This is a genomic window from Nitrosopumilus sp. b3 (genome assembly GCF_014078525.1).
In the GTDB taxonomy this organism is placed as follows: Archaea; Thermoproteota; Nitrososphaeria; order Nitrososphaerales; family Nitrosopumilaceae; genus Nitrosopumilus.
The window spans coordinates 376328-391033 of record NZ_MU078696.1; the positions used below are offsets into that span (position 1 = coordinate 376328).

At 35.0% G+C, this 14706-nt stretch carries 18 protein-coding genes; 15 read left to right on the forward strand and 3 right to left on the reverse strand.

The genetic code is table 11. The features are described 5' to 3' along the window. The first annotated feature begins 68 nt into the window (after nt 1-68). The 9 genes from C6990_RS08340 to C6990_RS08380 are packed head-to-tail and all read left to right on the forward strand — an operon-like array spanning nt 69 to nt 5381. Nucleotides 69-755 carry a ribosome assembly factor SBDS gene (locus C6990_RS08340; protein WP_182130273.1) on the forward strand — a complete coding sequence of 229 codons (687 nt, stop codon included), beginning with the start codon at nt 69-71 and terminating at the stop codon, nt 753-755. After that, nucleotides 755-1435: an exosome complex RNA-binding protein Rrp4 gene (rrp4, locus tag C6990_RS08345; protein ID WP_048117294.1), complete on the forward strand. Its 681-nt coding sequence runs from the start codon at nt 755-757 to the stop codon at nt 1433-1435. Before C6990_RS08340 ends, rrp4 begins: the two co-directional genes overlap by 1 nt. Then, entirely contained in the window at nt 1435-2169 is a 735-nt protein-coding gene (gene rrp41 / locus C6990_RS08350; protein ID WP_182130275.1) for an exosome complex exonuclease Rrp41, read from the forward strand. The genes rrp4 and rrp41 overlap by 1 nt, the downstream gene beginning before the upstream one ends. 2 nt (nt 2170-2171) lie before the next feature. Beyond that, a complete protein-coding gene (gene rrp42, locus C6990_RS08355) occupies nt 2172-2990 on the forward strand; it encodes an exosome complex protein Rrp42 (protein WP_182130277.1) in 819 nt (272 codons plus the stop codon). Between the two features lies 1 nt (nt 2991). Further along, nucleotides 2992-3204, forward strand: a complete 213-nt coding sequence (locus tag C6990_RS08360) for an eL43 family ribosomal protein (RefSeq protein ID WP_048117285.1) — start codon at nt 2992-2994, stop codon at nt 3202-3204. Continuing rightward, nucleotides 3188-3433 carry a KEOPS complex subunit Pcc1 gene (locus tag C6990_RS08365; RefSeq protein ID WP_182130279.1) on the forward strand — a complete coding sequence of 82 codons (246 nt, stop codon included), beginning with the start codon at nt 3188-3190 and terminating at the stop codon, nt 3431-3433. Before C6990_RS08360 ends, C6990_RS08365 begins: the two co-directional genes overlap by 17 nt. 23 nt (nt 3434-3456) lie before the next feature. Further along, entirely contained in the window at nt 3457-3849 is a 393-nt protein-coding gene (locus C6990_RS08370) for a prefoldin subunit beta (protein ID WP_182130281.1), read from the forward strand. 52 nt (nt 3850-3901) lie between these two features. Next, a complete protein-coding gene (locus C6990_RS08375) occupies nt 3902-4588 on the forward strand; it encodes an ERCC4 domain-containing protein (RefSeq protein ID WP_182130283.1) in 687 nt (228 codons plus the stop codon). 34 nt (nt 4589-4622) lie between these two features. Continuing rightward, the gene (locus tag C6990_RS08380) at nt 4623-5381 is read left to right on the forward strand and encodes a sulfurtransferase (RefSeq protein ID WP_182130285.1); all 759 of its coding nucleotides are present in this window, start codon (nt 4623-4625) and stop codon (nt 5379-5381) included. Here the strand turns inward: C6990_RS08380 and C6990_RS08385 are convergent. Next, nucleotides 5367-5846 (reverse strand): NOB1 family endonuclease, encoded by a 480-nt coding sequence (locus C6990_RS08385; protein WP_182130287.1) that lies wholly within the window; start codon nt 5844-5846, stop codon nt 5367-5369. The genes C6990_RS08380 and C6990_RS08385 overlap by 15 nt on opposite strands. Continuing rightward, nucleotides 5836-6651, reverse strand: coding sequence for an NAD(+)/NADH kinase (locus C6990_RS08390; protein WP_182130290.1), 816 nt, complete (start codon nt 6649-6651; stop codon nt 5836-5838). The genes C6990_RS08385 and C6990_RS08390 overlap by 11 nt, the downstream gene beginning before the upstream one ends. 92 nt (nt 6652-6743) lie before the next feature. On the opposite strand from C6990_RS08390, the gene C6990_RS08395 reads away from it, so the two are divergent. The 4 genes from C6990_RS08395 to C6990_RS08410 are packed head-to-tail and all read left to right on the forward strand — an operon-like array spanning nt 6744 to nt 11001. Further along, a complete protein-coding gene (locus tag C6990_RS08395; protein ID WP_182130292.1) occupies nt 6744-7589 on the forward strand; it encodes a sulfurtransferase in 846 nt (281 codons plus the stop codon). 1 nt (nt 7590) lies between these two features. Further along, nucleotides 7591-7899, forward strand: coding sequence for a hypothetical protein (locus C6990_RS08400; protein WP_182130294.1), 309 nt, complete (start codon nt 7591-7593; stop codon nt 7897-7899). Between the two features lie 36 nt (nt 7900-7935). Continuing rightward, a complete protein-coding gene (locus tag C6990_RS08405; RefSeq protein WP_182130296.1) occupies nt 7936-8883 on the forward strand; it encodes a 4Fe-4S dicluster domain-containing protein in 948 nt (315 codons plus the stop codon). Between the two features lie 51 nt (nt 8884-8934). Beyond that, the gene (locus C6990_RS08410) at nt 8935-11001 is read left to right on the forward strand and encodes a cellulose synthase family protein (protein ID WP_182130298.1); all 2067 of its coding nucleotides are present in this window, start codon (nt 8935-8937) and stop codon (nt 10999-11001) included. On the opposite strand, the gene C6990_RS08415 is transcribed toward C6990_RS08410, so the two are convergent. Further along, a complete protein-coding gene (locus tag C6990_RS08415) occupies nt 10998-12524 on the reverse strand; it encodes a chemotaxis protein (protein ID WP_182130301.1) in 1527 nt (508 codons plus the stop codon). The two genes, C6990_RS08410 and C6990_RS08415, sit on opposite strands and share 4 nt — an antisense overlap. A 428-nt stretch (nt 12525-12952) precedes the next feature. On the opposite strand from C6990_RS08415, the gene C6990_RS08420 reads away from it, so the two are divergent. After that, complete coding sequence (locus C6990_RS08420) at nt 12953-14281, forward strand: cation:proton antiporter (protein WP_182130303.1); 1329 nt, start codon at nt 12953-12955, stop codon at nt 14279-14281. After that, nucleotides 14274-14705, forward strand: a complete 432-nt coding sequence (locus tag C6990_RS08425; RefSeq protein WP_182130305.1) for a hypothetical protein — start codon at nt 14274-14276, stop codon at nt 14703-14705. Before C6990_RS08420 ends, C6990_RS08425 begins: the two co-directional genes overlap by 8 nt. The last annotated feature ends 1 nt before the right edge of the window (nt 14706 follow it).

Sequence of the window (14706 nt, forward strand, 5' to 3'; positions counted from 1 at the left end):
AAGTCCACATAAAAATCTAGCTAGTTTTACGTATAGATAAATACCAAATTATCATAGATGTTTTAGAAATGGCAGATTACACGTTGGTTAGATATTCCTATGAGGGGGAAAAATTTGAAATTATGGTAAAGCCTGACCCTGCTTTAGATTATCGGTTAGGTAAGAAAAAGGATATTTCATCAATCTTGGTTTCTGATGAAATTTACACTGATGCCAGTAAAGGCACAAGGCCAACTGCTGAGAAATTACAACATGCATTCAAAACTGAAGACCAGGCAGAAATAGCAGAAATAATTCTCAAGAAAGGAGATCTGAATCTTACCACTGATCAAAGAAAAAAAATGATTGAAGAGAAGAAAAAACAGATTGTCACATTTATTGCCAAAACATATGTCGATCCTAGAACTCATCTTCCACACCCCCCACTAAGAATCGAGCAGGCTATGAAAGACGGTAGAGTATCAATTGATCCCCACAAAACAGTAGATGAACAGGTTAAGGATATTGTTGAAAAACTTCGTTCTATCATTGCTTTAAAATCTGAGAATCTAAAATTGGAAATTACAATTCCTGCACAATATGCATCTCAATCATATGCAGTTTTAAAATCTGTAGGTTCTCTAACCAAAGAAGAATGGCAAAATAATGGTTCACTAAAAGCAATACTTGAAATACCCGCTGCAGCAAGGCCAAACGTGATTGATAGATTAGGCTCTATAACCAAAGGCTCTGCTACAGTTGAGGTAATGAAATAATGGATAATAAAAGAAAATACGTTATTCCAGGCGATGTAGTAACTACAGGACCATTTAGACCTGAGCAAAATGTAGAGCTTCAAGGAAATAAGATCATCTCAACTACAATTGGAATTTCTGAAATTTATGATGATTCAGTAAAGGTAATCCCACTTACTGGAAAATATATTCCAAAAATCAATGATTTAGTTATAGGTAAAGTAATTTCTCATACTTCTCTTTCATGGGAACTTGACATTAATTCCTGCTATGTTGGATTCCTTCCTGCACAAGATGTTTTTGGACGTGATTTTTCTGCTCATGCTGATGAACTTTCATCCAAACTAAAGTCTGGTGACTTGGTTGCAGCAAGAATTGCAAATTTTGATAGAACACGAGATCCACTGGTTACGATTTCTGATAGAGATTTAGGTAAAATTGATACTGGAGATTTGGTAAAAATCTCCCCCAGTAAGGTTCCGCGCCTAATTGGAAAAAGAGGTACCATGATCCAGATGATAGAGATGGCAACCGATGCTGCAATTACAATTGGTCAGAATGGCTGGGTAGTTGTTTCTTGTGAGTCTCCCGAGGGATTATTAAAGGCTAAAAAGGCAATTGAAATGGTTAATGAAAAAGCACATGTTGCTAATTTGACTGATCAAGTGAAAGAAATGTTAGAATCAAAAGGTGAATCATAATGGGCGGAAGAGACGCAACAATGGTCCTATTGGACGAGAATGGTATACGTTGTGATGGCCGTAAAGTAGACGAACCAAGACGAATTATGATTAAAGCCGGCGGACTAAAAAACGCAGATGGTTCAGCTTACATTGAATTTGGTGATAACAAAATTCTAGTTGGTGTTTTTGGTCCAAGAGACGTTCATCCAAAACACATGTCTGATACTGACACTGGAATCTTAAGAGTTAGATATCATATGGAGCCTTTTTCTGTTGGAGAAAGAAAGAATCCTGCTCCTTCTAGAAGAGAAATTGAAATTTCTAAAGTAATCAAAGAAGCATTAGAGCCTGCAGTTATGCTAGAAAAATTCCCAAGAACTGCAGTTGATGTTTTCATTGAAGTATTGCAAGCAGATGGTGGAACCCGTTGTGCTGCACTTTCAGCAGCATCAGTTGCACTAGCTGATGCTGGAATTCCAATGAGAGATATGGTAGCAGCTTGTGCTGCAGGAAAAGTGGCAGATACTATAGTTTTAGATGTTAACAATGAAGAGGACCAGGCAGGTCAAGCAGATATGCCAATTGGATATATGCCAAGTCTTGAAAAAATTACATTATTACAATTAGATGGTGTTCTTACTCCTGAGGAATACAAAAAATGTATTCAAGTTGGAGTTGATGGATGTAAAATTGTTTATGATATTCAAAAGAAAGCACTTCAAGACAAATACTTTGGAAACGGAGCTGATTAAAGATGACATCTACTTCTGTTCTTGATGATCTAAGGAAATCACAAATTCTAGAGTTACTCGAACAAGGAAAAAGAGTAGATGGTAGAGCACTAGATGAAGTAAGAGAAATTAGAATTGAGACTAATGCTATTCCTAAAGCAAATGGTTCTGCAAGAGTTTTTCTTGGTGATACCGAAGTAGTATGTGGAGTGAAAATCCAACCTGATAGACCTTTCCCAGATACTGGTGACAAGGGTCTTTTCATTTGTACTGCTGAACTTTTACCCCTTTCACATCCTACTGTTGAAACTGGACCTCCACAACCACACGTAATTGAATTGGCAAGAGTTGTTGATAGAGGAATTAGAGAAAGCCATATGGTTGATGTTTCTCAATTAGTTATTGAAAAAGATAAATCAGTCATTGGTGTATTTGCTGATAACGTTGTAGTTGATTATGATGGAAATCTCTTTGATGCTTGCTCTTATGCTAGTGTAGCTGCATTACTTACATCAAAAACTCCTAAATGGAATTGGGTTGATGATTCCCCAACACTTGTAGAGGGTGAAGATACGCCATTACCAATTACCACAATTCCTGTATCTGTAACTATGGGAAAAATAGGAAATCACATTATTGTAGATCCAAATGGTGATGAATGGGAAAGTATGGATGCGCGAATTACAATTACGACTGATGGTGATGGAAATATCTGTGCATTACAAAAAGGTGGCTTTGATGGATTCACTCAAGAAGAGATTAACCAATGCGGTGAAATCTCAGTACGAGTAGGAGCAAAAATAAGAGAAAAATTAAAACAAGCCCAAACGGCAGGTCAATAAAATGGCAAAAGCAAAAAAATCACTTAAAGGATTAGGCGCTCGTTACGGAATTAAGCTTAGAAAACAATATACAAAAATCCATCTTCAACTCAAAGAAAAAAGAACCTGCCCTGAATGCGGTTCAAAAACTTTTGGTAGGGATGCCGTAGGTATCTGGTCTTGCAAGAAATGCAGCTATAAGGTAGCCGGAACTGCATATGACATTAAGCTTTAGTGCAAAAATTATCGTTGATGCAAAAGACAAGAACAAAGCAATTTTTGATTCTGTGAATACTGATAACGAATTTTATCCAGAAAATCCTGTAAAAACAAAGATTACGTTTGATAAAAAAATTGAAATTTCTGCAGAATCTCAACAACTAACCCATCTCAGAGCAAATCTTAATTCAACACTTAGGCTAATCCAGGCAAGTTATGATTCGATTGAATCGGTAAAGATATAATGAAACAAAATTTTTGATTAATTATGTCATCTCCACAAATGCCTCCATGGCTTCAAGAGCAAATTATGAAATTACAACAATCTCAACAAAACCTACAAGCAGTAATGACCCAAAAACAGCATCTTGAGATGGAAAAAGCAGAAACTGCAAAAGCATTAGATGAATTAAAAAAAGTTACAGATAATGATGCCGTCTTTAAGCAAGCTGGAACTGTTTTGATAAAATCCACTAAACAACAACTAATTGATGAATTAGAAGAGAAAGAAGAAATGGCAAAGACCCGTTTTACAGTACTTGAAAAACAAGAGGAGCGTCTAAAAGAATCACTCAAAGAACAAGAGGCAAAAATCACTGAAATGATGAAAGGCGGTTCAGCAAATCCTGCTCCACCTGCAGAAGATAATCCAAGAAAATAATCTTCATTACAATTTCATATAAGATATTAACAATTCATTCTAAATACTATTTGTGAAATTAGAGAATCTTCGAATTATTGTTGATGAGAGGGAACGTAAAAGCGGAATTCCTGAACTCCTAAAATCAGTCGGAATGAATCTTGAGATGAAAACACTCCCTATTGGTGATTACATTGTTGCCCCCGAAACAATTGTTGAGCGAAAAAGTATTCGTGATCTTATGGCATCTGTATTTGATGGAAGACTTTTTGATCAATGTTCAAGACTAAAGGAACACTTTGAGAATCCCGTTGTTCTCATGGAGGGAAATGTAGATGAGATTGAAGAAATAACTGAAAATCCTCTAATATTTTATGGTGCAATATCTACAGTAGTACTTGATTTTAAAATTCCTGTAATCCCTACTCCCAGTGCTGCACATACTGCAAAATTATTGGTATCGATGTGCTCTAGAAAGGAATCTCACAAAGGGCCATATTTGAAAAAAATCAAAAAATCATCTGATCTAGAACGTCAACAATTATCCTCACTTTGTAGTTTGCCTGGAATTGGAGAAAAATTTGCAGTTAGGATGCTTGAGAAATTTGGAACTCCTCTGAAAGTTTTTACTGCAACTACTGCTGATTTGGCAAAAGTTGAAGGATTAGGAGAAGCACGTGCCAAGAAAATCAAAACTGTTCTTGACTCAAAAAGCAAACATTTGAAAAAATCTAATCAAAAAACTCTGCATGATGAATGATACAAATTAATAATTTAAGATTAGATCAATTACCATGTTTGTAACAGTTGATTGGCTCAAAGAGCATCAATTTGATCCTGATGTTGTAATTGTAGACACACGTCCAAAGACAATGTTTCTTTATGGGCATTTACCAAATTCACAATCACTTTCAATAGAGCAGGTAATCCGCTTTGATGAATTTGGTTCTAACTTGGTAATTGAGCAAGAAAAGATTGTTGAACTTTTTAGTAATTTAGGAATCGATGAAACAAAAACAGTGATCTTAATTGGAGATGCTATGGATCCATCTGTTGCAAGAATTGTTTGGACGTTTTTATATTTTGGACATGAAAAAACATATCTTCTAAATTCAAATTCATCTGATTTACAAAAACATGGATTTGAGTTAAAGCGTCAAACTACAATTCCAAAACCTGCAAAATTCTCGCCAAAAATTAATCATGACATCCGAATAGAATCTGACTTTTTAAAAGATCATTTGACTGATTTTGAAATTTTAGATGCACGAAGTCCTCAAGAATTTATGGGTGGGCATCTTCCAAACTCAAAACTCATTCCATTTACTGAAGGGATTGGTTATGATGGAAATTTATTTCAAAACAAAGAATTCCTTGATGATCTATTTTTACAAAAAAATATCTCAAAGGATAAAGAGATAGTTTGCTACTGTATGCATGGCCACAGAGCATCAAATCTATTTTTACAACTTAAAATTGCAGGGTTTGAAAAAGTAAAACTCTATGATGGCTCATTTGTTGAATGGACTGGAAAAAAATTACCCCTTGAGTAATTTCCTCTTTAATGAGGTACCGCACATAGGGCATTCATTACCTGATGAATGATTTGTTCTACATCCTGGGCAATAATGAACCCATTTCCCAACATCTGAAATTCCTTGCGTCATTATTGGTGAAATTTTCAGACCTAGATTTCTTGCAACATTTGAGATTGCAAAATCATCGCTAATTATCTCGCCATTTAGCTCAATACATAATGCAAGTATTGATACATCCTGTTTTGATAGTTGTTGATAGTCTCCAGTATCTCTTGCAGCTTTTACTGCAGCCATTGTGGATTCTTTGTCGGGTTCTCTTATTTTTAATCTATTAGTTTCAAGTAATGTTCCAAGTGCATCTTGATTTTTTTTGATATGTTTTATCTCATCGTATACCAAAGAAGTTGTGTAACAATCATCAGCTGATCCAAATGGAACTCCTGCATAAAATGCACTAGCATCTAAAATTCTAAAATCCAAGTTTGCTCATTTGCCTTAGCCCTCGTTTTTTTAATCTAACAAATACTGCTGGTTTGTTGTATTTTTTTATAATGATTGGTTCTTCATATCCTGCTTTTTTGATTACTTGCGCATCCATTGCAATGTTGCAATCATGCGAACAAATAATTTCGATTTTCTCATCCGGAACTACAATTGAAGCTAATCTGTATACTGGTGCGACAGGTGTAATTATTAAAACATTCAAACTCTCGTGTAAAATTGGACCTCCTAATGAAAATGAATGTCCAGTAGATCCACTTGGTGTTGCGATGATTACTCCGTCCATTTTTTGTTTTACTGTATCATTTTGAAATTTGATTTCAATCTCTGCAGTTTTAGTCAGGTTCACTCTGCTAATGTATATTTCATTTAATGCTGGAGGAAATTCAACTCCACCACATGACGCAACGACTCTGATTCTTTTATCTAAAAAGAAATTATCTTTTAGAATTGCATTTATGGCATCATCTATCTCTTCAATTGTAATTTCAGCTAAAATACCTCTATTGCCCCCCACGTTTATAGTCAAAATTGGTGTCTCATTTTGGAGGTTTCTAAAAACCCTTAGTGTTGTTCCATCTCCACCAAGAGTGATGACTAGGTCTAGTTTTATTTTTTTTAACTCTGATAAATCCTCTATCTCTGTTGCCCCTTCTACCTCAATTGGTGAAATTGTATATACTGTAGAATTTTTTGCCAAAAACTTTTTTGCAACATCTCTTGCAGCTTTCTCTGAATCTTTTGAACCTACCTTACTTACCACTGCAACTTTTTGAAGCTTCAAGCAGTTCTACTGAATTTCATTGTACTTAAAAATGATATTTTTGAGGATTTTTGGAAAAAAACAAATAAGTATGAAAACAATGGAAAAACATCATGAGTTACGCACATCCTGAAGTTTTAGTTGATACTGAATGGGTATCACAAAATCCTCCAAACGAAAATAGAAAATTAGTAGAAGTTGATTATGACCCAGTTAATGGATATGAAAAAGGTCACATTAATGGAGCAACTCTGATTTGGTGGAAACGTGACATCAATGATCCTGTTACACGAGACATAATCGGTAAAAAACAATTTGAGGCTTTAATGGAAAAAAATGGAATTACATCTGATACAGAAGTAATCTTGTATGGTGATTTTAACAACTGGTTTGCAGCATTTGTTTTTTGGGTTTTCAAAATTTATGGTCATGAGAATATCAAAATCATGAATGGTGGAAGAAAGAAATGGGAATTAGAAAATAAAGATTACACTACTGATGAACCACAATTGTCTCCAACAAAATACATTGCACAACCTCCAGATGAAGGACTAAGGGCTTATCTATTTGATGTAAGTCGTGCATTGGATAAAGAAGACACTGTAATGGTTGATGTTAGATCTCCTGCAGAATTTACCGGTCAAATTACAGCTCCTCCAGAATATCCAATGGAGCATGCACAAAGGGGTGGACATATTCCTGGTGCAAACAATATTCCATGGGCAACTGCAGTCAATGATGCTGATGGAACCTTCAAAGCAGTTGAAGAACTAAGACAAAACTATGAGCCAAAAGGTGTTACTCCTGATAAGGATGTGATTTGTTATTGCAGAATTGGGGAAAGATCTTCTCATAGCTGGTTTGTTCTAAAATACCTACTTGGATATCCAAAGGTTCGAAACTATGATGGTTCTTGGACTGAATGGGGTAACATGATAGGAAACCCTGTGGAAAAATAAATTGCTATTAGACCTTCCAATTCTTGAGAAAGGTAGTTTTTATTTTATCAAAGATGGAAATACTCATTTTATCTTAGAGGATAAAACAAAACGAGGTCTTACCATTAAGGAGACTTCTGCCGATGAAAAATTAAACGTCAAAGCTGACAAGGGAATGATCCATGATATGGATGGAATTGGTCATTGGGTTGTTATCAGATGGTACTTTCCAAAGGATTCCTACGCTCAATCCAAAGTTTTAGAGCATGCTGAGGCCATGGAAAAAAAATACACTGAACTCAGGGAGTTAACCTGTCCAGAAGATGACTGATAACCTTTTTAACTAAAATCGAATTATCAAAATCAGATGTCTTTACTTTTAAAAGATCGAGTCTATACCATGGAGGCCCCAACAGCAAAGCGTGGAGTTTACCCACTACATGGATACAAACTTGGATTGTATAGATTACCAATTAAATTAGAAGAACCCGTAGAACTAAAATCCGTACATGATGGTCTAAAAAAAGCATTTGAAATGGACATATATGCTGATAGAATTTACGCTACTTATCGTTGGAAGGAGCAAAACATGGATGATCCTGATGCTAAAGGATACGAAGAGGTTGAACTTTCAGTTACAGTGGAAATTGTTACTGGAGAAGTTGTTGATATTATTTACCAAATATTTCCAATTGAAAAATTCGGTGATCCAAATTGGGTCAAAGACTATAGAAAGAAAGCAGACCATTTTGCAAAAATGGTAATTGATACTATTTTACGAAACACCATCTTGGCAGATAAAATGGTTTCTTATTTTGCAAAGACTGAAAAAATTTCTGAAGTTGCTGCAATTCAAAAACTAGAAGAACTAACTCCATTGGCAAAAATTGTACTTGGGGCAAAACCAAAACCAGTTGAAGCAAAGGATGATGATGTTGAAGAAGATGAGGGAGATATTGAAATCCCCGATGGTGCTAAACCTGGACCTATTGACGTGGAATTCAAAGGAAAAATGAAACCTTCAGCTGCATATGAAGCACCAGAGCATACCATCAAGACTTGGGGAAGAAAAGGTACCAGTAATGGCATCATGGGTGTTTGGGGAGAGTTTGTTTCAGTAGATTATGATATTTGTATTGCAGATGGTGGTTGTATTGAAGCATGTCCTGTAGGAGTCTACGAGTGGTTTGACACTCCCGGAAATCCTGCATCTGACAAAAAACCACTAATGTCAAAAGAACCTGACTGTATCTTTTGTCTTGCATGTGAAGGTGTATGCCCACCACAAGCAATCAAGATCTTTGAGCAGAAATAATCTATAATTGCAACTATAAATAGCGACTAGTCATTTTGAGAGATTAGGGATATGGCAATCAATCCTTTCACAGCGTTTGTTTTTGATCTATTCATCTTATCTGCTATTATTATTACTGCATATACTTGCAATTTTTACTATCTTGCATTTCTTTCAAGAAAAAGAAATGAGACTCCAACAACTACTGATTGGGGGGACCCATCAATTACTATCCAACTTCCAATATACAACGAAAAGTATGTTGCAAAAAGATTGGTAGATGCCGTTTGTAATTTGGATTACCCAAAAGACAAGATGAGAATTATGGTATTAGATGATTCTGATGATGATACAGTTGATTTGCTTGGAGATGCAGTTGATGATTACAAAAAACAGGGATTTAAAATTGAACATATTCGACGAGAAACTCGAAGTGGCTACAAGGCAGGTGCGCTAAAACATGCAATGAAATCAACTGATACAGAACTTGTTGCAATCTTTGATGCTGACTTTATTCCACCATCATGGTTTCTTAAAAGAGCAATACCTCACTTTACAAACTCAAAGATTGGTCTTGTTCAATGTAGATGGGGGCATGTTAATGAAAATTACTCTGCAATTACTCAAGCGCAAGCACTCAGTCTTGACTTTCATTTTCTTATAGAACAAAAGGCAAAAAGTAATTCTCATCTGTTTATGAATTTTAATGGTACTGCAGGAATTTGGAGACGTGATTGCATTGAAGATGCAGGAGGCTGGCATACTGCAACACTAGTTGAAGACCTTGATCTTAGCTATAGAGCACAAATGAAAGGTTGGAAATGTCTCTTTCTTCCAGACATTGTAGTTGATGCAGAACTACCTGTCCAGATGAATGCAGCAAAAAGACAGCAGTTCCGTTGGGCAAAAGGTTCTATTCAATGTGCAATTAAATTACTATCTGATATTGCACTAAAACGTAAAGTCGCAGTTGAAGCAAAAATTCAGGCATTTATTCAATTAACTCGCCATATTGTTTATCCATTAATGCTAATACAATTTTTATCTCTACCAATTCTACTTGCAGGCCAAGTGAATCTTTATGTAATTAGTTTTTTGCCTGCAATAACTATTGCAACATATCTGGCAATGGGACCTGGAGCGTATATTATGATCATGCAAGGTATGTACCAAAAATCTTGGAAGTCTAAAGCCAAGATATTGCCAGCACTACTAATTTACAATGCTGGAATGTCCGTGAACAATACTGTTGCAGTTTTTGATGCAGTTGTTGGTAAGAAAAACGAATTTCTTAGAACTCCAAAATATGGCATGCTGAAAACAAAAGATGACTGGAAAGATAATGCATACAATTTACCTTTCTCACAAGTTACACTACTTGAGATCTTTTTTGGAGTATATGGTATACTGGGAATCTTTATTGCAGTTTTTTCAAATAATCCTATCTTTGTTCCTATAATTGGGCTTCAGGCAACAGGATTTTTCTATATTGCATACATGAGTTTGTCTCATACGCGATTTAAAAGAAATAAATCCAGTAAACCCCGAACAAAAACCAAGAAGGAAAAAATGGCAAATACTGTTTACAAACTTTCCATGGTTGGGATTGTCGGAATTATTGTTTTTGGAGGGTTTATGGCAATTTATGGATATAATACTGATATCTATCCTCTAGATCGAATCAGGGGTCATCTTGATGGAATTGTTGGTTCATCAGATCCTACTGCAATCAAGAATCATCTCTATGCAATTCAAGAAGATTTGGCACTTGTAATGGAAAAAGTACCAGAAAAAACTGATGCAAATGGTGAGGTAATCTCTAAAAATCCTGTCTGGATATTTGCCACAGAATCTACAAACTTGCTTAGAATACAAAATGATGTGGATACATTAGTTGCAAGTATTGAAAAAATTTCTACTGTGCCAAAGGATAGTTCTGCATACCATACAGGAATGCTAGATATCAATGGTAGAGCACTATCTCTGAAAACCAACATTATGGATGCAACTCCCTACATGTACGTAAGTGTTGCAAACATCATGTTTAGTACAATTTGGATTGCAGCAATTTTGGGAATCTTTGCTGCATTAAAGAAAAAGAAACAACAATTAAAAGAACTCGATGAGACTGGAGTCTAAGGGATATTTAGATCCTTTCTTAGTTCATCAACTGCTCTGATTCCATAAATGTCTCTTACTTGTTGAACTCTAATTGTTTCTTTTAGCATATCTCTTCCTATCGCATTAGTTAAAATTGAATACACATCACTGAATCTAATTTCCCACCTGTCTGCGCAATCTAATATTTTGCTTACTGCCCATTGTCTTACTTCTTGAGGAAGTGGAATCTTTTCACCTGCTTCTATGGATACTCTATCAAATAGATTTACAATATCTGCAGTTTGTGCTGCCATATTTTCAATGTCTTTTAACTCGCCATATTTTGATTCAGAATTCATTCTAACATTTGATTGGTATTCTGAAAGTTTTAGCAACGCCATCATCTCTTTAGATGAATCACTTGTTGCCTTGTTTGTGATATTTTTGATTGATTGTATTTCTTCAAATAATTTATCTGATTTTTTATGAAATTCTACTGTTGAAGCATCTTGTCTCTTTAGAATATCTGATGCTGATGCTATTTTTTGCTCAATACTGTTTGTTTTATCAAAAACATTTTGCTTGAAATTTGAAATGTCTTCCTGGACTGACTTTAGTCCTTCTCCAACAAATGCAGTCGAGTCTGCTCTTTGCGATAATCCTCCAATTTCAGTCTCAATTTTATCTATTTTCCCTCCTAAATCCTTCATAGTCTGTGTACTAAGGCTTTGAGCTGATTTTGCATTTTCTGAGATTGTCTCAAATTGCTGTTTGAGTCCGTCAATAACCCCCCCAAGTGAATCGATTTTTGATGCTTTTGAAGAGATTGAATCAATTGTAACTTTGATTGCTTCTAATTCTGCATTAAGATCTGTTGTTGAGATTGAACCTTCTGCAATTCTTTCAAATTCTTGCTTGAGGCTTTGTATGATTTGATTTCCAGTATCTAGTTTTTCAGTTTTGTTTGAAATTTCTTCGAGATTATTTTTTAGCTTATTCATCTCAGAACTAATTTCTAAAAATGAATCTGTTTTTCCAGATACTTTTCTCATGTCGTCTCTTACCTCATCAATTCTTTGTGCGATTTTTATTATCATCTGGGAGTTGTTCTTAATTGAATTCATACTATCTTGTACTTGCTGAGATAATTCTTGAGGCTTTGTTGTTTTTTGAATCTCTGAAATTTTATTTATCTCATTTTGCAGTTTTTCTGTTTGCTGATTTATCTTACTTACAAGATTTGATTGAGTTCTTACTTGATTTAACCCTGCATACAGTTTCTGAGTATCGTCTTCTATAATGTTGATTTGTTTTGATTGCTTTTGGATATACTCTAATGTTGATGTTAGCGTATCAATCATACCTTTCATTGACAGTAAAACTTTTTGATTTTCTCCAAAAATTTTCGACATTACTTTGATCTCTTTTTGTAATGCCTTGTTCGAATCTGAAACGGATGCTACTTTCTTTAGTAATACTGATGGTGTTGGCTCTTTAGTACTTTTTTTGACAACTTTTTTTGGATTTGCTGCGGTCTTTTTCTTTGTAGTTTTAGCTGCCATATATAGTCAATTAAAAAATGATGATAAAAAAGTTGGGTCTAAAATAAAAAATGTGATGAGTTACTTGTTTACAACAGTTGGTTCGTGCAGTAACTCATGAAAGGTCTTCTCAGCCAACCCATTTGCTGTTTCGATGAACCCTCTTGTACAATATTCACATTGAATCATATAGTACGGTATGGTACCGTACTATTAATACACAGGTGATTATGACGTAACCAATATTGCAGTCAGATACCCCAGGTCATTTCTCTACATAATATTCAGATGACCTAATCATCACTCTGCAAAATTACTATCATTAATCATCATAAAGACGTTAAAGATTATCTCTATTGAGGGTATTTTCATTTATTTGTAATTTTATTAATTTGATTTGAAAGTTTTTAGTCAGAAATCATTTTTAAAGAAATTTGTTAACTCAATACATGCAAAACATTTCACTTCAATTAGATACTAGTGAAATTCATAACTCCCTTAACACAACTGTCAATAGTTTAATTGAACAAATCACTCCCGAACTACCCCATGCATCGTTTGTAACTGATTTGGCATTTATCATGATTATTGGTGCGATAGTTACTTTGGCTTTTTTTAAAATTAGACAACCACTAATTATTGGATATCTTTTTGCCGGGATGCTTATTGGTCCCCTTTCTCCTTTCTGGTCTTGGGTGTTGCCTGAAGGCGGTCCGTCATCTGATGTGTTGGGAGGTGTTGGAATACTGTCTAACATCTCTGCATTGAATCTTTTTGCTGAGATTGGTGTGATTTTACTACTTTTTGTAATTGGCATTGAATTCCCTTACGCCAAGATCAAAAGTATTGGAAGAGTGGCAGTAGGTGTTGGGACATTAGGGTTATTTTCTACTTTAGGTGTGGTATTTTATGCTGCAACTGCATTGGGTTTGGGATTTTTAGATGCACTGTTTATTTCAGCAGCACTATCAATTTCCAGTACTGCAATAATCGTTAAAATTTTAGAGGAGATGGGCAGAATCAGAAATGAATCATCCATTCTTGTTTTAGGTATTTTAATTGTAGAAGATATTATAGCTGTTATTTTGATTTCATCTTTACAGTCAATTGCTTTAGTTGGAACAATATCTATAGAATCAGTAATTATCATTGCACTTGTAGCAGCTGGTCTGATAGTTGGGACTTTTACTCTTGGAACTAGAGTAATACCACCATTAATTGATAAAGTTGCAGCAGCTGAGCATCGCGAAATTTTACTACTCAGTGTTTTAGGAGTATGTTTTGGGTATGCATTACTTGCAAATATTGTTGGATTATCTGTTGCCATCGGAGCATTTTTGGCAGGTGTATTAGTAGCCGAATCAAAATCTGCCGAAGTTGCAAAATTACTTTCCAGTCCAATAAAAGACATGTTTGTAGCAATTTTCTTCATTTCTGTTGGTGCCTTGATGGATGTATCTGAACTTGAAAATTATATTTTCATTGCAATTGCACTGATAGCTGTTGCTACTGGAATGAAGTTTGGTGGAAATTTGATTGGAAACATCATCTTTAGGCAAAGACGTGGTAAAGCAATTCGTTCTGCATTTACGTTAGGTGCTCCAAGAGGTGAATTCTCAATTGTAATTGTAAAGGTTGGGGTGGACATAGGGGCAGTTAGTGCTTTCTTATTCCCCCTGATAGGTATAATTTCTATCATCACGGCTTTTATTTCACCCTTTTTAGTAAAAGCTGGAGATAAAATAATTACCAAAGTAGAGGAAAAGAAAGATGTCTGATGAACTAAAAAAACTAACGGAACAAGCACACGACGGAATCACCACTTTTGATTTTGACGGTAAAGAAACACCCTGTATCATTATTGAAGAAAAAAAATATGATGATATGCTAGCCAAGGTTGCAGGACAATCTTTGTCCATAAACACTGATCTTAATATCTTACAAGATGGATTAGGAAATGTTTTCGTTGAAGTTGTTTTGACATTCTCTAAAGGAAATATTGTTGAAAAGTTTATGATAAATGCAAAAACACATCTTGACTTTTTTGTCACTCTTTCAAAAACATCTATGTTTGCACTCTCATCACCAAAGTCCAATTATGGAAAAGATAATGTGTTTATGATTCAGTTACCTCGTCCTGAAAAAGCTCAGGATGCATTAGAAATTATTAAAAATGCACTAATCCCAAAAAATCAAAAATAGA